The organism is Epilithonimonas xixisoli, assembly GCF_004365655.1.
Taxonomy (GTDB): domain Bacteria; phylum Bacteroidota; class Bacteroidia; order Flavobacteriales; family Weeksellaceae; genus Epilithonimonas; species Epilithonimonas xixisoli.
In genome coordinates this window covers 629,132-650,833 of the sequence record NZ_SOEO01000003.1, presented here as the reverse complement: position 1 = coordinate 650,833, position 21,702 = coordinate 629,132, and the positions used below count along the sequence as shown (strand labels likewise).

The window sequence follows — 21,702 nt, the reverse complement described above, 5'->3', positions numbered from 1 at the left end:
AGTTTTTTTATTGGTAAATATACTATTTTATAAATAAAAAAGCGAGTCTTAAAAAACTCGCCTTTAGTATCTTAGCATGTAAAACATCAAACCAATTTCATCCACAAAACCTCATCTATCTTATCAACTTTCACCAAGTTATTTTTAGTCAAAGTTTTAGAAGCTTTGTCCCATTTTTTCCCGGAAAGTTGGGAACGATTTTTAACTTCATTAAGTTCTAAAGGTTCTTCCTGAGAATTAAGGATTTCGAGAATTACTTTTTCATCTTCTCCCAACTCTACTTTTGGAACCACTTTTTCTGGTCTCATTTGAGGGAAGAAAAGAACTTCTTGGATTGAAGGATTATTTGTTAAAAACATAATCAATCTGTCCATTCCGATTCCTAATCCAGATGTTGGTGGCATCCCGTACTCCAAAGCTCTTAGGAAATCTTCATCGATGAAACCTGTTGCTTCGTCGTCACCTTTTTCGGCTAATTTCAATTGTTCTTCGAAACGTTCCCTTTGGTCGATCGGGTCATTAAGCTCAGAATAAGCATTTGCGATCTCTTTTCCACAAACCATCAATTCGAAACGTTCGGTCAAACCTTCTTGCGTTCTGTGTTTTTTGGTCAAAGGCGACATTTCCACAGGATAATCTGTGATGAACGTTGGTTGGATGAAGTTGCCCTCACATTTCTCTCCGAAGATCTCGTCGATCAATTTTCCTTTACCCATTGTTTCATTTACATCGATTCCGATAGATCTGGCGAAATCGAACAATTCCTGTTCAGATTTTCCGGTGATGTCAAAACCTGTATATTTCAAGATGGCTTCTGTCATAGAAACTCTCGGATAAGGTGCTTTCCAGCTGATGGTGTGTTCTCCGAAAGTTGATTCCGAAGCGCCATTTACTTGATTTGCACAGAATTCCAACAATTTCTCGGTGAAATCCATCATCCAATTGTAATCTTTGTACGCGACATAGATTTCCATCGCGGTAAATTCCGGGTTGTGGGTTCTGTCCATTCCTTCATTTCTGAAGTTTTTCGAGAATTCATAAACACCGTCAAATCCGCCAACAATCAATCTTTTCAAATATAATTCGTTCGCAATTCTAAGATATAATGGAATATCCAAAGCATTGTGATGCGTGATGAAAGGTCTTGCCGCAGCACCACCAGGAATCGACTGAAGAATTGGTGTTTCTACTTCGAAATATCCAGCATCATTGAAGAAAGTTCTCATCGCATTGAACAATTTTGTTCTTTTTACGAAGATCTCTTTCACTTGAGGATTCACGATTAAATCTACATAACGCTGTCTGTAACGCAATTCTGCATCATTGAAAGCATCGTGCACGACTCCATTTTCATCAGTTCTTGGTTGAGGAAGCGGGCGAAGTGTTTTGGTTAAAATTTGAAAATTGGTCACCTTCACGGTCATCTCGCCAACTTGCGTGTTGAACAATTCACCTTCCACGCCAATGATGTCACCAATGTCAAGGAGATGTTTGTAAACCTCGTTGTATAAAGTTTTGTCTTCACCAGTACAGATCTCGTCTCGGTTAAAATAAACCTGAATCTTGCCTTCGGAATCCTGCAATTCTGCAAAACTTGCCTTTCCCTGAATTCTTCTGGACATCAATCTTCCAGCGATTACCACCTTCTTCCCTTCCTGGAAATCCTGTTTTATAGATTTTGTGGAATCGGTGATTTTGTATTCAGCGGCCGGGAATGCATCGATTCCCAGGTCGGTCAGTTTTTGCAATTTTTCGCGACGGATAATTTCCTGTTCTGATAATGACATTTTAATTCAATTTTTTGGAATTGCAAATTTATGAATTTTAAATTTACATTAATCATAAAAAAACCTTTCGGAAATTAGTCATCCAAAAGGTTTATTACATTTAAAACATATTCTAATTTTTAAAGTTTTGTAAAAACAACATCATATGTATCACCGCCTTCATAATTTTCTATACATTTGAGTGTTAATTCAGTTGATTGCAAATTTAGAGAAGCCTCGAAATCAATATCTCCTATACTTTCAAAAAGATCTCCTGCCAAATGTATAATTGATGAGGTAACATAATTACCATTGTTGATAAGAGGATTAATAACAGCAAACAATGTAGTATCATTTGGATTATCAGGATTATCAGGATTCACCTCATTAATTTTTAGATAAATTTTACTTCCCTCTACATAAGAAACTAATAAATATAAATCTAATCCATCCAGATTCGCCTTATACATACCTTGAAAATTCGTTGCTAAACCAGCTAATCCACCTGCTGCAAATGCGTAACCAGCAGTATTAGAATAATTAGCATAAGGAACACTCAACAATTGCGTTGTACTGGTAATAGAATAATTACTTCCACCAAGAGGATCTATCTCGGTTTTTACAAAATGATTTCCTCCAGCCCAGTAGATTGCATTGGTATAATTTCCACTTTCTGCTGTTCCACCTCCAATCTGGATGTTGAACAATCCATTGTTATTGGTCTGAACTGTATGTCTCTCTGTATAAAAAGGTTCTCCAGTTGCGCCTATCATTAGACTAACCTTTACTTTCACATTTTGGTTTTGAACCAGTTGATTTGCAGCATTTCTAACTACAGCCTGATATCCAATATTTTGTGTCGCCTGTCCAAAAATTGATACAGAAACAAACAAGATTAAAATTTGTAAAAAAGTTTTCATAGTTTTTATTTTTTGATGATTTTGTAAGTATTGATAGTTTTGCCAAAATGGTTGATCTCAAGCATATAATTGCCAGTGGATAGATTTTGCAGATTGAGAACATTTGAGATTTCTTTTAATTCACCTTTAGTAATCAATCTGCCGTTTAAGTCAAAAATTCTGTAGCTGTATTTTTCATTTTTATAATCCTGCGAAAATTTCACAGAGACATTTTCAGAAAAAGGATTTGGATAGATTTTGATTTCAATATTTTTATTTTTGATATCAACCACACTCAAATGCATAGAAATTTCATACGGCTGTTGGCTACCAGACGAAACTGTGTAAGACCCATTCCCGACAACAGTAGCTGGCGAAAGACCTATAGAAGAAGAGATACTTCCCCCTGAACTACTTTCGGATTCTCCCCCGGAAAGCGTGAGGCTTTGTGATTTCACATTCCCAATAAATGAAAATAACAAAAGCCCTGAAAAATAAATTTTGTATTTCATAAGCTATAAATTTTATGACTTCAAAATTATCGTACAGTTTCCACGTATGAAATAACCCAAAAGGAGTATTTTTTCACAGAAAAAACCCTTTCATAGGTGGGAACTTTGAAAGGGTAAGAATATTTAAAAATAATGTAAAAAGCTAAAAGAATTTTAAAACCACCTTTTTCTGCTTTCTTTCGGTACAAATGTCCACGCCAAAATCCGGCTGATTTTTTGACCTTGCGCCATATCGATGGTTTTGAATTCTGGGACTTTGAGGTTTTTCAGTAAGGTCGTGAGCTGGTGGAGATTGTCTTTTTTGGAAACCAAAGTGGTGAACCACAAAACCTGCGACTTGAACTGGACACTTTCGTTTATCATTTTTTTGATGAAAGCTTCTTCGCCGCCTTCGCACCAAAGTTCGGATTGATTTCCGCCGAAGTTGAGAATTGGTTTTTGAACTTTGTTGTTTCTTAGATTCTTGGTTTTTCTGCGATTGCCTTGCAAGGCGTCTTCCGCAGATTCGTGAAAAGGCGGATTGCACATCGAGAATGTGAATCTGTCTTCGGATGACAATATATTTTTTAAGATAAAATCAGAATCTGGTTGGAATTTTAAATTGATATTTTCTGATAAATCCGGATTGGTGTCTAAAATCTTCTGAGCGTTTTCCAAGAAGTCTTTATTAATATCGGTTCCCAAGATTTTCCAACCGTATGAACTATTGGCAATCAATGGATACACGAGATTGGCGCCCGTTCCAATATCCAAACCTTTCACTGAATTTCCAGTTGGAATCTCGCCATTTTCTTCCGCTAACAAATCTGCCAAATAATGAACGTAATCTGCACGACCTGGAATCGGAGGACAAAGATTACCTTCGGGAATGTCCCAATCTTTGATATTATAATATTTCAAAAGCAAAGCTTTGTTGAGCAATTTCACCGCTTGTGGAAGACTGAAATTGATGGTCAAAGTATCGTAATCGTTTTTGAAAACGTAATGTTTGAGTTCGGGAACTGATACAATCAATTCTTCGAAATTGTAGGAATTGCGGTGGATATTTCTGGGATGAAGGCTGGATTTTTCGGTCATTATTTCGAAGATAAAATATATTGCGCCATATATTTAGCATTTTCTTTGCTCATTCCGTTGTGCGCCGGCATTGGAACATCGCCCCAAATTCCAGAACTTCCTTTGATGATTTTTTCGGCCAAGATTTCTACATTTTCCGGCGTGTTTTCATATTTCGCCGAAACTTCTTTGTACGACGGGCCAATCATTTTTTCATCCAATTTGTGGCAACCGAGGCAGTCTGCACCTTCAATCAAAGACTTTCCTTCGGCAATTGGGTCTGTTACAACTTTTGGAGCTGGCTCAGGTTCAAAAGCGACTTCTTCTTTTTCGGCTTTAGACTTATCGGAACAGGAAAATGTGACGGCTAGAACAGTTGCTAGTAATATTCTTTTCATTATTAATTATTATATCACAAATTTATTAAATAAAGAATCAAGATTGATTTTAAATTAGTCCCAAAATGAATCATTATCTTTGCAGAATGGTAAAAATTGGCAACATAGAACTTCCGGATTTTCCACTTCTTTTGGCTCCTATGGAGGATGTGAGTGATCCGCCTTTCAGAAAATTGTGCAAAATGCACGGCGCAGACTTGATGTATTCCGAGTTTATCTCTTCGGAAGGCTTGATTCGTGATGCGATTAAGAGCCGAAAAAAGCTGGATATTTTCGATTATGAAAGACCTGTAGGAATCCAGATTTTTGGTGGTGATGAGGAAGCGATGGCAATGTCCGCGCGGATTGTGGAAACTGTTGAGCCGGATATTGTTGATATTAATTATGGTTGTCCTGTAAAAAAAGTGGTTTGCAAAGGTGCAGGTGCAGGCGTTTTGAAGGATATTGACTTGATGGTAAGATTGACCAAGGCCGTTGTAAATTCCACCCATTTGCCAGTGACCGTAAAAACCAGATTGGGTTGGGATAATGACTCCATTAATATCGATGAAGTTGCCGAAAGATTGCAAGATGTCGGAATCAAGGCTTTGACCATTCACGCCAGAACTCGCGCTCAAATGTATAAAGGCGAGGCTGACTGGGAACATATTTCAAGAATCAAAAACAATCCGAATATCGAAATCCCAATCTTTGGAAACGGCGACATCGATTCCCCTCAAAAGGCTTTAGAATACAAAAACAAATACAACTGCGACGGCATTATGATTGGTCGTGGTGCGATTGGCTATCCTTGGATTTTCAATGAGGTGAAACATTTTTTTGAAACGGGCGAGATTTTACCAGAACCAACCATTGCAGAAAGACTGGACGCGGTGAAAAATCACGCACTTTGGTCTGTGGAATGGAAGGGCGAACGTCCAGGAATCGTGGAAATGAGACAACATTACAGCAATTATTTCCGTGGAATTCCGCATTTCAAAGAATTTAAAACTAAGTTTCTTCAGGCTTTGACACTTGAACAAATCGATGAAATCATTGAGGAGACGAAGCATTTTTATTTGGAAAATGTGATATAATAAAGGTTGCTAACCCTTTCAGAGTTTGAAACTCTGAAAGGGTTTTTTGAAACGCAAAAAATAATTCTAAAATCCTGTAACTTTTAACAGTTCACCATCAACTTATTAAATCTCAAAAAAATAAAAATGAAAAAACTACTTCTTCTTTCCGTTTTGGCGATGGGATTTTCCAAAGCTCAGTTTTTCGAATCTCCTGAGAAATTTACCAAAACTGATTCACTGAAAGGTTCTAATACCAAATTCAGGAACTTTTGGGATGTTAAAAAATATGACATCGTTTTGGAACCGAACTTCGAAGCAAAAAGCATCAAAGGAAGCAACAAAATCAGCATCGAAGTTGAAAAAAATGTGACCAATCCTATTTTTCAAATCGACCTTCAAAATCCGATGAAGGCTGATAAAATCAAAGCAAATTTTCCAATTGTAGAGCAAAGAGTTGACGGTGATTTTATATTCCTTCACACGAAAAGAAGTTTCAAAAAGGGAGAAAAGTTTGTGATTGACATTGACTTTTCCGGAAATCCTGTGATTGCAAAAAATGCACCTTGGGACGGCGGTTGGATGTTCGCAAAAGACAAAAACGGCAATCCTTGGATGACGGTTGCGGATGAAGGAATTGGCGCGAGCATTTGGCTTCCTTGCAAAGATATTTGGAGTGATGAGCCTGATAACGGAACAACTTTCAAAATCATTACACCGAAAGATTTGGTTGGAATTGCAGGCGGAAGGCTCATTAAACAAGAAAATATTGGTGATAAAAAATCTTGGCTTTGGGAAGTGAAAAATCCTATCAATGCTTATTCTATCATTCCATCCATCGGAAAATATGTGAATTTCAAAGATACTTTTGATGGTGAAAAAGGAAAACTGGATTTGGACTATTGGGTTTTGGATTACAATCTTGACAAAGCCAAAAAACAATTCGAGCAAGTGAAACCGATGATGAAATCTTTTGAAAGTTGGTTTGGTCCTTATCCGTTTTACGAAGATTCTTACAAATTGGTAGAGTCGCCACATCTTGGGATGGAACATCAGAGCAACGTGGCGTACGGAAACAAATATATGAACGGCTATTTGGGTCACGATATGTCTGGAACTGGCATCGGGATGAAGTGGGATTACATCATCATCCACGAAACGGGACACGAGTGGTTTGCGAACAACATCACGGCGAAAGACCAAGCGGATATGTGGATTCACGAGAGTTTCACAACTTATTCGGAAACACTTTATGTGGAAAGCCTTTGGGGAAAAGCTGATGGTGATAAATATACACAGGGCATCAGAAACAACATTCAAAACGACAAAGCAATCATCGGGAAATATGGCGTGAGAAACGAAGGAAGTGGCGATATGTATCCAAAAGGCTCAAATATGATTCACACTATTCGAACGGTCATTAATAATGATGAGAAGTTCCGTCAAATCTTGAGAGGACTTAATAAAGATTTCTACCACCAAACCGTGACATCGGAACAAATTCAAAATTATTTCATTGAAAAATCCGGCGTTGATTTGAAATCAATTTTTGACCAATATCTGAGAACGGCGAAAATCCCAACTTTGGAATATAAACAAACGGGAAATCAATTGACATACAGATGGACAAATGTAATTCCTAATTTGAAATTCCCAATCAGACTCGCAGACGGACAAGAATTGAACCCGACAGAGCAATCGCAAACTGGGACTTTGAAATCTGACAAACCTGTGGAATTCAATAAGAATTATTACATTTTTTATTCAAAGCAATAATTTGTAAAACTTAAAAAAAACCAGCAATTCGTTGCTGGTTTTATCATTTATCAACTATGATCTATCATTCATAAATTATTCCCACTCAATAGTCGCAGGTGGTTTTGAACTGATGTCGTAGGCAACTCTATTGATTCCACGAACTTCATTGATGATTCTGCTGGAAACTGTATCCAAAAACTCGTAAGGTAATCTACTCCAAGTTGCAGTCATAAAGTCAATGGTGTTTGCAGAACGAACAACTGCTGTGTATTCATAAGTTCTTTCGTCACCCATTACACCAACGGATTTTACTGGAAGAAGAACCACGAATGCTTGAGATACTTTTTCGTAAAGGTCATTTTTATACAATTCCTCAATGAAGATATCATCAGCTTCCTGCAAGATTCTTACTTTTTCTGCATCCACTTCTCCCAAAACCCGGATGCCTAAACCTGGACCAGGAAACGGATGCCTGTAAACCAACTCGTGCGGAATTCCCAATTCCTCTCCTACTTTTCTAACCTCATCTTTGAACAACTCTCTCAAAGGTTCCAACAATTCAAATTCCATTTCCTCTGGCAATCCACCAACGTTGTGATGCGATTTGATAACAGCAGAAGGTCCTTTCACAGACTGAGATTCGATGACATCTGGATAGATTGTTCCTTGCGCTAGGAATTTTGCACCTTCGATTTTTTTGGATTCTTCATCGAACAAGTGAACGAATTCGTTACCGATGATTTTTCTTTTTTCTTCCGGGTCGCCAACGCCAGCTAATTTGGATAAGAATCTTTCGGAAGCTTCCACCAGTTTGATGTTCATCTGGAAATGCTTGCCATAATTTTCCATTACTTTTTTGTCTTCGTCTTTTCTCAAAAGTCCTGTGTCCACGAAGATACAATTCAGTTGGTCACCGATTGCCTTATGGATTAAAACGGCCGCAACGGAAGAATCTACACCGCCGGAAAGTCCTAAAATCACTTTGTTGTCGCCCACTTTTTCTTTGATTTCGGCAACAGTTTTTTCGATATAATTGGTTAGTTTCCAATTTTTTTCTGACTTGCAAATTTCGAAAACGAAATTCTCCAACATCTTCCCACCTTCTTCGGAATGAGAAACTTCCGGATGAAACTGAACACCGTAGATTTTCTTTTCAGGATTTGAAATGGAAGCGATAACGCCAGATTTTGCATTCAGTTCGAAACCAACTGGCAATTCTGAAACCTCATCAAAATGGCTCATCCAAACGATGGAATTTTGGTAAACGCCTTTCAGCAAATCATTTTCTTTGATGATTTCCAGATGTGCTTTTCCGTACTCGCCTTTCTCGCCTTTGGTGACTTTTCCGCCTAAAAGATGTGCTGTGAGTTGCATTCCGTAGCAGATTCCAAGAACTGGGATTCCTTGTTCGTAGAGTTCTTTTTCTACGAGATGGGCATTGTCTGCATTCACAGAACTTGGTCCGCCGGAAAGGATGATTCCTTTTGGTTTTCTTTCCAAAATCTCAGACAATGGTGTGTTGAATGGTAATATTTCTGAATAGACTTCCATCTCGCGGATTCTTCTTCCGATAAGTTGGTTGTATTGGGAACCGAAGTCTAAAATGATAATTCCGTTGTGCATTTTATATAATTGATAAATGATGGTTGATAAAATATAAATGATGATTGATAAATGATGAATCTTTACGGCTAAGTTCGCTAAGATTTTTTTACATTTTCAAAATTGTTTTTTTAATTTTTTGATTTTTATAAATGTTCTATTGATTGACAAATCTTCAATCGATATGGAAAACCCTAGCCCCGATTGCAACGGCATCCTTTTTTTGTTTTTGAGTAAATTTTGTATTGATGACAAAACGTCGTAAACAAAAAAAGATATAGTGGAAAGCGGGATCAAGCTCCTAAAAAAAAGAGACGTTGGTCGCCCAACATCTCTTCGTACTTTAAAATTTCGCAATATCGTCGCGGTAAAATCCGTAGTCGAAATCTACCGGAACTGCGTCCTCATATACTTTTTTGCGCGCCTCTTCGTACGTGTCGCCAAGGGCAACGATGTTCAGAACTCTACCGCCTGTGGAAACAATTCTGTCGCCTCGGTAATCTGCACCTGCGTAGAGAAGTGTGCTGTTTTTCACTTTTTCTGCGCCTGTGATTTCGTAACCTGTCTCGTGGTTTTTTGGATAACCGCCGGAACAAACAACTAGGCAAACTGCTTTTTTGTTTTTGAATTTGAGATCTAGTTCTCTTCCGTTCAGACAATCATCGATAACATCTACCAAATTGTTTTCCAAAAGTGGCAAAAGCACCTGAGTTTCAGGATCTCCCAATCTCATATTGTACTCGAGAAGGTATGTTCCGTTGTTGGTAATCATCAATCCGAAGAAGATGAATCCTTTGAAGCTAAGTCCTTCTTTTTTAAGACCTTCCACCGTTGGATTCATAATATTCTGGATGAAATCCTGGTTGTGTGCTTCTGAAAATTCTGGGCTTGGCGCCACAGAACCCATTCCGCCTGTGTTTGGACCTTTGTCGCCGTTACCTGCTTTTTTATAATCTTTTGCAGCAACGAAAGGGAATATTTTTTCACCGTTTGAAACTCCTATGATAGATGCTTCAAAACCTTTCAAAAACTCCTCTATAATCACTTGGATTCCTGCATCTCCGAAGATTCTTTTGATCATAAAATCGTGAATCGTTCCTTCTGCTTCTTCCAGATCTTCTGCAATCACAACACCTTTTCCGCCAGCCAATCCGCTAGCTTTGATTACCAAAGGAAACTGCTGAGTTTGCAAATATTCTTTAGCTTCTAGGTAAGAATCAAAAGTGACAGATTTTGCGGTTTTGATGCCGTAAGTCTGCATAAACTTCTTAGAGAATGCCTTGCTACCTTCCAAAGATGCCGCTTTTTGTGAAGGACCGAAAACTTTGAGATCAACTTTTTTGAACTCATCCACAATGCCTTCTACAAGCGGTGCTTCTGGTCCAACAATGGTAAGATCGACTTTGTTTTTGATGGCAAAATCTCTCAGTAGAATAATGTCGGTTTCGTTGATGTTTTCTCCTAATTTTTCGGTAGTGGCGTTTCCAGGTGCGAAGAACATTTTTGTAATTCTCCTATCCTCGCTCAATTTTACAGCTAAAGCCGAAGCACGGCCACCATTTCCAACAATAAGTAATCTCATTTGCTAATATTTAATCTTTTTTTCAAATGCAACGCTCAAATCTTATTTCTGTTTCAAAAAGAAATTAAACGTGAGCGTTTCATCCGTTTTTCAGTTTTACTTTTTAAACTGCGAATTTAAGTTTTTTTGAGGACAAATGTTATACCCTTTTTGCTGTAATTTCTTAAATATTTAATAAATTATTAATTTAATTTGGCAATTGCATTGGAACTTCCATCAATAATATTTCTGAATTTTCCTGAGCTTCCATTACAAAACTTTCTGCATCCCAAATTCCGAATCCGTCTCTGTCATCCAAAATTTGTTCGCCGATTTTCACTTTTCCTTTGATAACAAAAGCGTAAACTCCGTTTCCAGATTTGTTGATTTTATATTCTTTGGAAAAACCTTTGTCAAATTTCGCTAAGTTGAACCAAGCGTCTTGATGAATCCAAACGCCCGCATCATCTGCATTGGGAGATAAGATTTGTTGGAAATCATTTTTGACAGAATTTTCCTCGATATTGACTTGGTCGTATCTTGGTGTAACATCGGTTTTGTTTGGGATGATCCAGATTTGCAAGAATTTCACGGGTTGTTCCGTCGCATTTTCTTCGCTGTGCATAATTCCAGTTCCGGCTGACATTACCTGAATATCGCCTTTCTTAATAATCCCGGAATTGCCCATATTGTCGCCGTGGCGCAACTCGCCTTCCAATGGAATAGAAATAATTTCCATATCTCTATGTGGATGTCTGCCAAATCCCATACTGCCTTCCACAAAATCGTCGTTCAAAACACGAAGAACACCGAAGTTCATTCTTTCTGGATTGTGATACTTAGCAAAACTAAATGTGTGATTGCTTTTCAACCATCCGTGATTGGCTTTGCCTCTGCTGTCTGCGCTGTGATATACTGTTTTCATAATTGATGATAATTTGTTTGTTGATTTTTGTTCCACAAATTTCATCAATTCAAAAACCTTGCGCATTGATGTACGGTAAGAACGAAAAAATCCGCACTGTGGCGGATTTTTATATATGAGCACTTAGACAAGCTCAGTGTGACAGTTCTTAAAAATGAACTTGTTGGATTTCTTCTTCGATTTCTTTTGGTGTTTCATCTTGAGATTTGATAAAAGCCAAAGTGATAATTGCTCCTAACAACATACAAACTCCTCCAACCACAACATAATCTATCGCCATTTTCCCAAAAATATTAGAAACAATTGGTCCTCCGAAAATACCATTGATAATCTGTGGAACTACAATAAAGAAATTGAAAATCCCCATATAAACGCCCATTTTCCTTTGTGGAATCGCATCTATCAACATTGCGTAAGGCATTGCTAAAATACTTGCCCACGCAAATCCTAAACCTATCATCGAAATCCACAGCATCGATGTATCCTTGATGAAATACATAGAAATCAAACCTAAACCTCCACTTGCTAAAGCCAAAGCGTGGGTTTGTTTTTTTCCAATCGCTTTTGCAATAGGCGTTAACAAAAATGCAAATGGAATCGCGAAAAGATTATATAAACCGAATAAATGTCCTGTCAAATCTCCAGCTTTGTTAAAGTCAACGGATTTTGTGTCTTCCGGAGAAAGCCCGAAATGATGAGTCGCCAAAGCACTTGTGGTAAAAACCCACATCGTGAAAAGCGCAAACCAAGAAAAGAATTGTACAATTCCTAATTTTTTCATTAGGTTTGGAATGTTTGCAAAATCTCTAAACATATCAGAAAATTTTGAGGGTTCTTCCACCACGTCTTTTCCACCTTCAAACTCTGCAAATTCCTGTGGCGAATATTCTTTGGTTGTGAAAATCGTGTAGAGAATTGAAACAATCAAAACTGTGGCACCAACATAAAATGCATAAATCACATTGTCCGCAACATAACCTTCTGGCGCAACATTAGAGATTCCTAATTTAGTTAACCAGTTTGGCATTTCTGAACCAATCACCGCTCCAATTCCAATCAAAATGGTTTGGATTGAAAAACCTAACGTTCCTTGATGTTTTGGCAACATATCGCCAACCAAAGCTCGGAAAGGTTCCATTGCTATGTTTACGGAAAAGTCCATCATTGCAAGGAAAATCACAGCAAGCAATAAAACATTTGCGGCAATCATATGTGTGACGGACGCAGCATTCGGAAGGAGAACCAATCCGATGGCACATAAAATCGCACCAATCAAAAAGTACGGTTTTCTGCGACCAAGCGGACTCCAAGTGTTGTCTCCCATATGCCCAATAATTGGCTGGACAATCAATCCTGTAACCGGCGCGACCAACCAAAACCAAGAAAGTTCGTGAACGTCAGCTCCAAGGTTTGCGAGAATACGGCTCGCGTTTCCGTTTTGCAATCCAAATGCCATCTGGATTCCCAAAAATCCCATACTCATATTGATAATCTGAGCAATGGAAAGATTTGGTTTAATTTTTTTTGTCATTGTTTATTTTAAGGTTTTTAAGGTCTACTTTAATTTCTGAATCAATGCATCTTCAATCGGTGCTTTGATTTTTGTCACTTCATCCACGACATCATTTGGAACTGTAACTGAGAGAACGTATTGTCTGATTTTCCACTTTCCGTTGATTTTTTCTACCACGCCGGAGCCTCTGCAGATTTTCATTTGAGTATCCAGAATCTCATCAAACCAAGCGTAATTTCCGTCTTTGCTGAAAAAAATATTTCGTTTCAAGGATTTGAAATTCCAGGTTGTCTTTTTGTCGAAGTATGGTTTTGACCAGTCTTTGAATTCTTTTTTCGTCCAAACTTCCGTCGCATCTGTTCCGATGTATTGAGATTCTTCTGCAAAACATTCGAAATATTTTTCGAACTCTGCATTCGCTGCCAAAACATTGAGGTCATCCAATAATTTATTGATATTCTTTTTCTGAACATTTTCGTAAAAGCCTTTTTTCTGGGCAGAAATTGAACCTGAAAATATTAAAAAAGTCAGGATGAAAAGTGAAATTATTTTTTTCATTTTAATTTTATTTAAGCTCTAAAATTAATGAAGATTTTCCAGCGACAGACAAATTTGTTTTCAAATCAAAATCTTTGTCAGAGATGATATCTTTTCCTTTTGTAAAGTTTTTGATACCTTCAGAAAAACGCTTCAAATCTAGGTTCTGATCTTTTTTATTATTGTTGATGACAACCATTACGCGTTTGTTATCTGTATATCGGAAATAAACATAAACATTGTCATTCGGGATATAATGCAAAGTTTTCCCGGTATGAACTGCTTCGTTTCCTTTTCTCCAGTTCAGAAGTTTTTTGGTGTAATCGAAGTATTCATTTTGAGAAGCCGTTCTTCCAGATTTTGTGAAAGCATTGTTTGCATCGCCAGCCCAACCGCCTGGGAAGTCTTTTCTGATTTCGCCATCGCCACCATTGTTTTTATCGCCAGCCATTCCAATCTCGGAACCGTAATACAATTGTGGAATTCCACGAACTGTTAGGATTAAGCTCATCGCCAGTTTGTAATCTGCAACATTCGGGAAAATCTGGTTGAATCTATTTGTATCGTGATTCTCAGCAAAAACCAAAAGATTATTGATATCCGGATAAAGGAAATCATTCGCCAGATTATCATAAACTCTCTGCATCCCAGAATCCCAACCTGAATCCTCACGGAAAACCTGACCAAGAGCGTCGTGCATCGTAAAATCCATCACAGAAGGCAAATAGGAATTGTAACCTTCTATCGCCGCAATCTTGGAATCCTTTTGCCAATAAGACATCTGAGCCTGATCGTGCATCCAGACTTCTCCTACGATATTGAATTTTGGATACTCATCCGTAATTTTTTTTGTCCAATCGGCGATTCCTTTTTTATCGTTGTAAGAATAGGTATCTACACGGAAACCATCCAAACCAGCATATTCTATCCACCAAATCGCATTTTGAGCCATATAATTTACAACCATAGGATTGCTTTGGTTCATATCCGGCATCGTGGTATCAAACCAGCCGTCCATACAAGCCGCTTCATCCACTTTTGAAGCGTTGGTATCGAACTGCGTTGTCATTCTGTAATTACTTCTCTGGAAACCATCTTTTCCACCAGCCCAATGGTGAATCCAATCTTTCGCAGGCAAATCTTTGATAATCCAACTTTTTGAACCCCAGTGATTGGTCACATAATCCATCACCAATTTCATTTTTCTTTTGTGAAGTTCATCTGCCAGATTTTTGTAATCTTCATTAGTTCCGTAGCGAGGGTCGATTTTGTAATAATCGCTTTGTGCGTAGCCGTGGTAAGAAAAACTTGGCTCGTTATCCTCCAGCAACGGCGTGTTCCAAATCGTGGTAATTCCTAATTCTTGCAGATAATCCAGATTTTTCACAATTCCGGCAATATCTCCACCGTGGCGACCGCCGGTTTTGCTTCTGTCTGCTTTTTCCGCAGTGTCTGGCGTGTTGTCATTTTTCGGATTTCCATTGGCGAAACGGTCTGGCATAATGAGATACATCACATCAGAAGACGTGTAAGAATCTCTGCTCGCCGAGTTTTGTTGTCTTTGTTTGAATTCGTAATCAATGGTTTTAACGGTCTTGTTTGCGTTTTTGAAGTTCAATTTTGTTTTTCCTGGTTGAACGCCGTTTGTATCGATTGTCACAAAAAGGTAGTTTGGATTTTCTACTTTTTTGACTTCTTTGATTTTGATTCCGGTTGAGAATTCGGGTTGAAGATTTTGAATGTCTTTTCCGTAAACTAAAAGTTGAAGTTCAGGATTCTTCATTCCGCTCCACCAAAATGCAGGTTCTACTTTCTGAACCTGAGAATAGAAAACGGATGAAAACACTAGTGAAGAAATTGTTATTATTTTTTTCATAATGTCAATTTTTTGAGTGAATATTTTTTAAGGTCTATATTAAATTTAAATAAAAAATTGGTTGCTAAAATATTGATTATTAAGATTAATTTTAAAATTAAATCTCAACAAGTTCTGCTCTTTTCGCCAATTTATTAGCAAGCCAACTTACGTAGAATAATTGAAAACTGTGGTAAATCATTACCGGCAACAAAAACAAAACTTTTTGCTCATCCGGAATTCCTAAAACCAATAGAAACAAACTCCCGTGAACTAAGGATTTCTTTGAACCACAAAAGGTTGTTGTGATGACATCTTTCGGTTTGAAGTTCAGTTTTTCTGCAATGAATTTCAGAATGTAATAGGTCGCGAAAAACAAAAAGACAACGCTAAATGCCAACGCTAAGAATACAAATGCTGGAACTGCAACAAAAATATTTTCTATAAATGCGTGCGAGAAACTTTCGTAAACAATCAACAAAATTATCAGTCTGTCAAATTCTGAAATGATATTGGCATATTTTGTTACCCATTTTTTGAAAATCGGGTTGAATAAAATTCCTAAAATGATTGGCAACAAAACTTTGAGTAGCAATTGTTGAATAATCTCGCCTTGGTCGCCAGATTCTCCATTTTTGATTAGGAAAAAACTCATCAAAAGTGGTGTCATTACGATGCCTATAATTCCGGAAATTGAAGCATTGAAAATTGCTGACGTGACATTTCCTTTTGCAATGGAAACCATTACCACGGAAGATGAAACTGTGGAAGGCAAACTTGCCAAAAAGAAAACTGAAAGCCAAATATTGTAATACGATGTATCTTTCAAAAACGGATAAAACATCAACGCCAACAATGGAAAAATAATGAAAGTTCCCGACTGAATCAGCAAGTGCAGTTTCCAGTTGGAGACATCTTTTACGACTTCTTTGAGATTTAGTTTGAGTCCATAAAGCAGGAAAATCCCTGCAATTCCCCAATCTATGAATCCTGAAAGATTAAAATATTGATTATAAGATTCTTGGAACGGAATGACTTTCGCCAATATGACCATTCCTATCAAAAGGAAAAGAAAGGTATTTTGTTTGTTGAAAAGTTTGGAAATCCAGTTCATATTATAGGATTTGGAGAAAAATTGAGAAAAAAAACTTTGTCAAAGCGTTAAACTTTGGCTACGCCGAATCTTCGATTTGACAAAGTTTTGTTTGGTTTTGGAAACCCATAGCCCCGATAGTAGCGGCATCCTTTTTTGTTTTTGTAAAAATCTGGATTTGATGACAAAAATTAATAAAACAAAAAAGATACAGCGGATAGCGGGATTAAGCTCCTGAAAAAACTACCCCCAATTTCCGAACAAGTTCGAAAATCTCCCCTTCAGGGAAGGGGAATTTTTATTATTTTATCGGTTTCAAAGAGATGGCGTAACCACCGCTTCTTACCAAATGGATTGGCAATTTTGTTTTGCTGTCAACTGTTTTTTTGTAGATTTTGTAACTCTGCGGATTTTTCTCATAATCTGCATCTTTTCCGTCTTCGTAAACAGTTGCTTCGTACTTTTTACCTTTGTCTAGGAAAGAAAAATCTACGGTGTAATCTCTGGCGTTTTCATCAGTAATTCCACCTACAAACCAGTTGTCTGTTCCTTTTGCTTTTCTTGCTGTGTGAACATATTCGCCTGGTTCTGCGGACAATATTTTGGTATCATCCCAATCTGCCGCCACATCTTTGATAAACTGGAAAGCGTCCATATGTTTCGCATAATTCTCTGGCAAATCTGCCGCCATCTGCAAAGGCATATACATCGTTACATAAAGTGCCAACTGCTTTGCCAACGTGGTTTTCACGAAACGCTTGTCGCCTGGGAAGTAGTAATCTAACTTGGTTTGGAAAATCCCTGGCGTGTAGTCCATAGATCCGCCCATCCATCTTGTAAATGGCAAAATAACGTGGTGGTCTGGATTGTTGCCGCCAAAAGCGTCATACTCTGTTCCACGTGCTGCTTCTGCAGAAATCCAGTTTGGATAGGTTCTACTTTCTCCGCCCGGACGCACAGATTCGTGCGAGTTGACCATAATTTTGTACTCGTTTGCTTTCTCAGCAATTCTGTAATAATGGTTGTTGGTCCATTGCGAATAATGGTGTTCACCTCTTGGAATAATGTCGCCCACATAGCCAGTTTTCACAGATTTGTAACCGTATTTGTTCATCAATTGGAAAGCTTTGTCTGCCCATCTTTCGTAGTTGGTTGCGGAGCCAGATGTCTCGTGATGCATTATCAAATCTACGTTTTTGGAATGTGCGTACTCATTTAACATTTTGATGTCGAAATCTGGATATGGCGTGATGAAATCGAAAACGAATTCCTTGGAATGTCCGAACCAATCTTCCCAACCTGTGTTCCAACCTTCTATCAACAAGCCTTGGAAACCGTTTGCTGATGCAAAATCGATGTATTCTTTAACTTTTGTATTGTTGGCAGCGTGTTTTCCGTTGGGTGTCAGTTTTGAGAAATCGGTTTTATCGATGTGAACATTTTCTGCTGTGGAGTATGCCCATTGGGATTTTCCGATGATCATTTCCCACCAAACGCCCATATACTTGGTTGGTTTGATGTAAGACGTGTCTTTGTATTTTGTAGGTTCGTTCAGGTTGAACATCATTTTGGAATCCATTACCACTTCCGCTTTTGGCGAAACGATGATGGTTCTCCAAGGCGTAGTAGATGGTGTTTGAACGTAAGCTTTTGCGCCTTGTCTGTCAGCCGTCAAATGCGTTTTGAATTTGAAATTCTGAGCATCTACTTCCAAATGAGAAGCCGGATAATCCAGAACTGCAGCTTCACCAACGTTTACGTAAAGTGGTTCTTTACCTTCTTTTTTCAACATCAAAGGTGACTGAACTGCATTTTTGATCAAGGTCTGAGACGCATTTGAGTCATAAGCTTTTGGCCATTGCGTTGGAATCTCGGAGATTTTTGTGGTCTGGTATTGATATTCCTGAGAATCGTAGTCTGCAACAATCCACCAAGCTTTCATATCTGTTGGAAAATCTATTTCAGAATCTTCTTCTCTGATGACGAAATAATTAAGATTTTTCTGCTGAGGAAACTCGTATCTGAAACCTAATCCGTCATTGAACAATCTGAATTTCACAATAATACTTCTGTCAGAAGAAGCTTGATTCAATGTTAATGCTAACTCATTATAATGGTTGATATAATTTTTCTTTTCGCCAAGAATTGGTTGCCAAGTTTCGTTTTTGGAATCTCTTTTTTCGGCTGTTTTTGTAAAGCCGTTATTCAGGTCAAAACTTGCGTCTTCCGGTTTTGCAATCTCGGAAGCGAACTTGATAGACGAATCTTTGAACAATCTAATTCCTAATTTTGAATCTTCTACTACGACACTTCCGTTATACTTTAAATTATAAACTGGAACGCCGTTTTTCAGTTGGAAATTCATCTCAAATTTTCCGTCTGGAGATTTTAGACTTTGGGCATAAACTCCATTAAACATCATAGTAAGCAAAGCTGCTCCAATGGTGAATTTTTTCATTTGACTAAATTTATTTCTAAGGTTTATATATGACTACAATATAAAAAAAGTGTTGCACATTGGCAACACTTTTAGATATTTTAATATCAATTTACTATATCGGTTTGATTGTGTAAGTTCCCATTTTCAAATCAACAGTGATTGTGTAGAAAGTACCTCCTCCATCGAATTTGATATTGTTGTTATCTCCATTTGGACCTAAGAAACCTGTGTTACCTACAGCGTGGATATTACCCCATTCTTTACCAGTCCAATTTTGCTGGCCTAGGAATTTAAATTCTGCTCCATCAGGAATTTCTCTTATCATTTCAAACTTACCATTTCCAATTGGACTGAAAGCTTCAGCGGTAGAATCACTCCAACCTTGCAAAGAACCAACTAGATAAAGGTTTGGAATATCCCAAGAAGCTGTTGTAGGCGTCACAGTAAGAGATTTAACTCCAAAATCTGCGTCAATGACAACTTTGTAAATACCTGCTGTTCCTGTTAATTTCATATTCTCATCTCCACCGCCTTTCACGATGTTTGATGAAACAGTTTTGAAGTATTTGTAATTATCTTTGATACCTGCCACATCCATACTATAATTGATCGGGTTCCAATCTGCCTGACCTAAGAATCTGAACTCGTCTGGTTGCAAATAAGTATAGATTTCTGAAATATTATCATGCTTGTGCAATTTCTGAGCTCCAGAAGCATTCCAACCAACAGCGCTCGCACCACCAACTAGAAAGAAATCTGGATAATCTACTTGATATGTAGTTAATTTTGCAGTTGAAACTTCAGATATTAATTCAATACCTGGTGTAGAAAATTCTGTTTTGGCAGTTACTCTAAAATCTAACTCTGTTTCCACATTTACTACTGCGCCAGCATTAAGAGCTGCCGTATTTAGATCTTTATTAGAAATTGCTAAAGATCTTGTAATGTTATCCGGATTTGGAATTGGAATTGTCACCTCTCCTAAAGAAACAAAATCTGACGATCCTTTCTTAGCTATTTCCACAAGATATTTTACTGTTGCACCATATTTTGAATAATCACTCCAAGTAATAGTTGTCGCAATTGCTGATTGATCAGAAGAATTAAGAACAATAGTACTTCCGTTTGTAGGAGCTGTAATAACCGGTCCTGCAATTGGATAAGGTGTAATTGCAAAAGATATTACATTAGAAACTTCAGATCCTGCTTCTATTCTTACATATACAGCGGATGATGAAAATGGAGACATGCCAGCTGAAAGAAACTTGCTGTTAATATCTCCAATAGTTGTGGTAAAAGTATTGGTAGTAGATGTCCCTAAAGTAATTTTATTGGCAAAATCTTCGGTGGTAGAAAATACAATAGTATAATCTGAAGAACTTGTCTTATCCCAACTCAGTACAAAAGGATTGTTTTTCATTGTCTCGTACAAGACATTGCTACCTAATGTTGTATCATATAGTTTGAAACTGGCTTCGGGCGTTGTCCAATCTCTATCAGCATCGTTGTCACAAGCTACAAACAAGATTGAAACAAGAATTGATGCAAATAATAGTTTTAATAAATTTTTCATATTCTAAAAATTAAACTGAAAATTATTGTTTAACAATAGTATAAATACCAGCTTTGATATTTACTGTAATTTTGTATGATCCTCCGTCTCCTGCGAATTTAATATTACCGTTATCATCCTTTGGTCCTAAAAATCCGGTATTACCAGTTGACGAGATATTCCCCCAATCAAGAGCTCCCCAAGATTGCTGTCCTAAGAATTTGAACTCAGCATCGGCAGGTAAAGTAGTTGTAAATTCGAATACTCCAGCTCCCGTTTTTGTCATAGCCACCGCACTTTCTACAGTCCAGTTTACACCTGCTACATTCCCTACAAGATAAACTTGTGGAATATCAAAAGCTAAAATAGGTGAAGCTGTAATTTTTAAAGACTGAACAGTTTTATCTGCATCAATAACAACTTTATAAATACCTGATTCACCACCAAACTTCATATTCTCGTGATCTGCTACAGTAATATTTGAAGAGACTTGTTTGAAATATCTGTTTCCAGCATCTGTTGTTGCATCATCTATACTGTAATTAATTGGATTCCAATCTTGTTGACCAAGAAATCTAAAATTTTTATCTTTTTCTAGATATGTATAGATAATAGACTCATTTTCAGACTTATGAAGAATCTGTGCAGCACTTGCTGTCCATCCAACATAAGAAGCTTCACCTACTAGAAAGAAATCTGGATATACAAGTTTATAAGGGGTTACCATTACAGATGTTACATTGGATTCTTGTTGTAATTGTTGAGTTGTTCCAATGTAAGACTTAATTTTCAGATACATCTTCCCCGCAACATTTGCAGGTAATCCAATCCCTGCGGCTGCATTATTCATTTGAACAGCAGTGAAAGTTGCATATTTAACAGACTGCCCAAATGTCCCTAAGACATAAGGTTCTGTAAAATTTTCCGTGCTAGAAGCTTCAATGATATAATTAACCTCTGTTGGAATTGAATAGCTCGCTGCTTCCCAGTTAACTGTTAAAGCTGGATTGTTTGGAAAATTACCATCAAGAAAAACCGATTCTTTAGACAAATCCATTACAATTGGAGAACCTGTGGAATCAATAACAAGTTCTTCCCTTTCTTCGCAAGATATAATACCTAGAAATACTACTATTGCGAAGAAAAATTTATATATATTATAATTTTTCATTTTTTAAAT

General features: G+C 37.4%; 17 protein-coding genes. 2 read left to right on the top strand and 15 right to left on the bottom strand.

The features are described from left to right. Positions 1–86 precede the first annotated feature (86 nt). From lysS to B0I22_RS14905, 5 genes are all read right to left on the bottom strand, one after another. A complete protein-coding gene (gene lysS / locus B0I22_RS14925) occupies positions 87–1,787 on the bottom strand; it encodes a lysine--tRNA ligase (protein WP_133946203.1) in 1,701 nt (566 codons plus the stop codon). A gap of 119 nt (positions 1,788–1,906) precedes the next feature. Further along, positions 1,907–2,686 carry a hypothetical protein gene (locus B0I22_RS14920; RefSeq protein WP_133946201.1) on the bottom strand — a complete coding sequence of 260 codons (780 nt, stop codon included), beginning with the start codon at positions 2,684–2,686 and terminating at the stop codon, positions 1,907–1,909. 5 nt (positions 2,687–2,691) lie between these two features. Beyond that, positions 2,692–3,177 (bottom strand): T9SS type A sorting domain-containing protein, encoded by a 486-nt coding sequence (locus tag B0I22_RS14915; RefSeq protein WP_133946199.1) that lies wholly within the window; start codon positions 3,175–3,177, stop codon positions 2,692–2,694. Between the two features lie 153 nt (positions 3,178–3,330). Then, positions 3,331–4,254 carry a 23S rRNA (adenine(1618)-N(6))-methyltransferase RlmF gene (gene rlmF / locus B0I22_RS14910; protein WP_166668250.1) on the bottom strand — a complete coding sequence of 308 codons (924 nt, stop codon included), beginning with the start codon at positions 4,252–4,254 and terminating at the stop codon, positions 3,331–3,333. After that, on the bottom strand, positions 4,254–4,631 hold the full coding sequence (locus tag B0I22_RS14905; RefSeq protein ID WP_133946195.1) for a c-type cytochrome: 378 nt from the start codon (positions 4,629–4,631) through the stop codon (positions 4,254–4,256). The genes rlmF and B0I22_RS14905 overlap by 1 nt, the downstream gene beginning before the upstream one ends. Before the next feature lie 86 nt (positions 4,632–4,717). On the opposite strand from B0I22_RS14905, the gene dusB reads away from it, so the two are divergent. Both dusB and B0I22_RS14895 read left to right on the top strand, forming a co-directional pair. Then, complete coding sequence (dusB, locus tag B0I22_RS14900) at positions 4,718–5,707, top strand: tRNA dihydrouridine synthase DusB (protein WP_133946591.1); 990 nt, start codon at positions 4,718–4,720, stop codon at positions 5,705–5,707. A 126-nt stretch (positions 5,708–5,833) separates the two neighbouring features. After that, complete coding sequence (locus B0I22_RS14895; RefSeq protein ID WP_133946194.1) at positions 5,834–7,462, top strand: M1 family metallopeptidase; 1,629 nt, start codon at positions 5,834–5,836, stop codon at positions 7,460–7,462. 75 nt (positions 7,463–7,537) lie between these two features. Here the strand turns inward: B0I22_RS14895 and guaA are convergent, their stop codons facing one another. From guaA to B0I22_RS14845, 10 genes are all read right to left on the bottom strand, one after another. After that, positions 7,538–9,067: a glutamine-hydrolyzing GMP synthase gene (guaA, locus tag B0I22_RS14890; protein ID WP_133946192.1), complete on the bottom strand. Its 1,530-nt coding sequence runs from the start codon at positions 9,065–9,067 to the stop codon at positions 7,538–7,540. A 322-nt stretch (positions 9,068–9,389) separates the two neighbouring features. Next, positions 9,390–10,628 (bottom strand): phosphoribosylamine--glycine ligase, encoded by a 1,239-nt coding sequence (gene purD / locus B0I22_RS14885; RefSeq protein WP_133946190.1) that lies wholly within the window; start codon positions 10,626–10,628, stop codon positions 9,390–9,392. 187 nt (positions 10,629–10,815) lie between these two features. Next, positions 10,816–11,532 (bottom strand): pirin family protein, encoded by a 717-nt coding sequence (locus B0I22_RS14880; protein ID WP_133946188.1) that lies wholly within the window; start codon positions 11,530–11,532, stop codon positions 10,816–10,818. A gap of 148 nt (positions 11,533–11,680) precedes the next feature. After that, complete coding sequence (locus tag B0I22_RS14875) at positions 11,681–13,063, bottom strand: MFS transporter (RefSeq protein WP_133946186.1); 1,383 nt, start codon at positions 13,061–13,063, stop codon at positions 11,681–11,683. A 24-nt stretch (positions 13,064–13,087) separates the two neighbouring features. Continuing rightward, positions 13,088–13,603, bottom strand: a complete 516-nt coding sequence (locus tag B0I22_RS14870; protein WP_133946184.1) for a nuclear transport factor 2 family protein — start codon at positions 13,601–13,603, stop codon at positions 13,088–13,090. Positions 13,604–13,610: 7 nt separating this feature from the next. Beyond that, the gene (locus tag B0I22_RS14865) at positions 13,611–15,458 is read right to left on the bottom strand and encodes a glycoside hydrolase family 13 protein (RefSeq protein WP_133946182.1); all 1,848 of its coding nucleotides are present in this window, start codon (positions 15,456–15,458) and stop codon (positions 13,611–13,613) included. 97 nt (positions 15,459–15,555) lie between these two features. Beyond that, positions 15,556–16,551: a bile acid:sodium symporter family protein gene (locus B0I22_RS14860; protein WP_133946180.1), complete on the bottom strand. Its 996-nt coding sequence runs from the start codon at positions 16,549–16,551 to the stop codon at positions 15,556–15,558. Between the two features lie 280 nt (positions 16,552–16,831). Next, positions 16,832–18,988, bottom strand: coding sequence for a glycoside hydrolase family 97 protein (locus B0I22_RS14855; protein ID WP_133946178.1), 2,157 nt, complete (start codon positions 18,986–18,988; stop codon positions 16,832–16,834). Between the two features lie 94 nt (positions 18,989–19,082). Then, complete coding sequence (locus tag B0I22_RS14850; protein WP_133946177.1) at positions 19,083–20,543, bottom strand: SusE domain-containing protein; 1,461 nt, start codon at positions 20,541–20,543, stop codon at positions 19,083–19,085. 22 nt (positions 20,544–20,565) lie between these two features. After that, positions 20,566–21,693: a SusE domain-containing protein gene (locus B0I22_RS14845; protein WP_133946175.1), complete on the bottom strand. Its 1,128-nt coding sequence runs from the start codon at positions 21,691–21,693 to the stop codon at positions 20,566–20,568. Positions 21,694–21,702 lie beyond the last annotated feature (9 nt).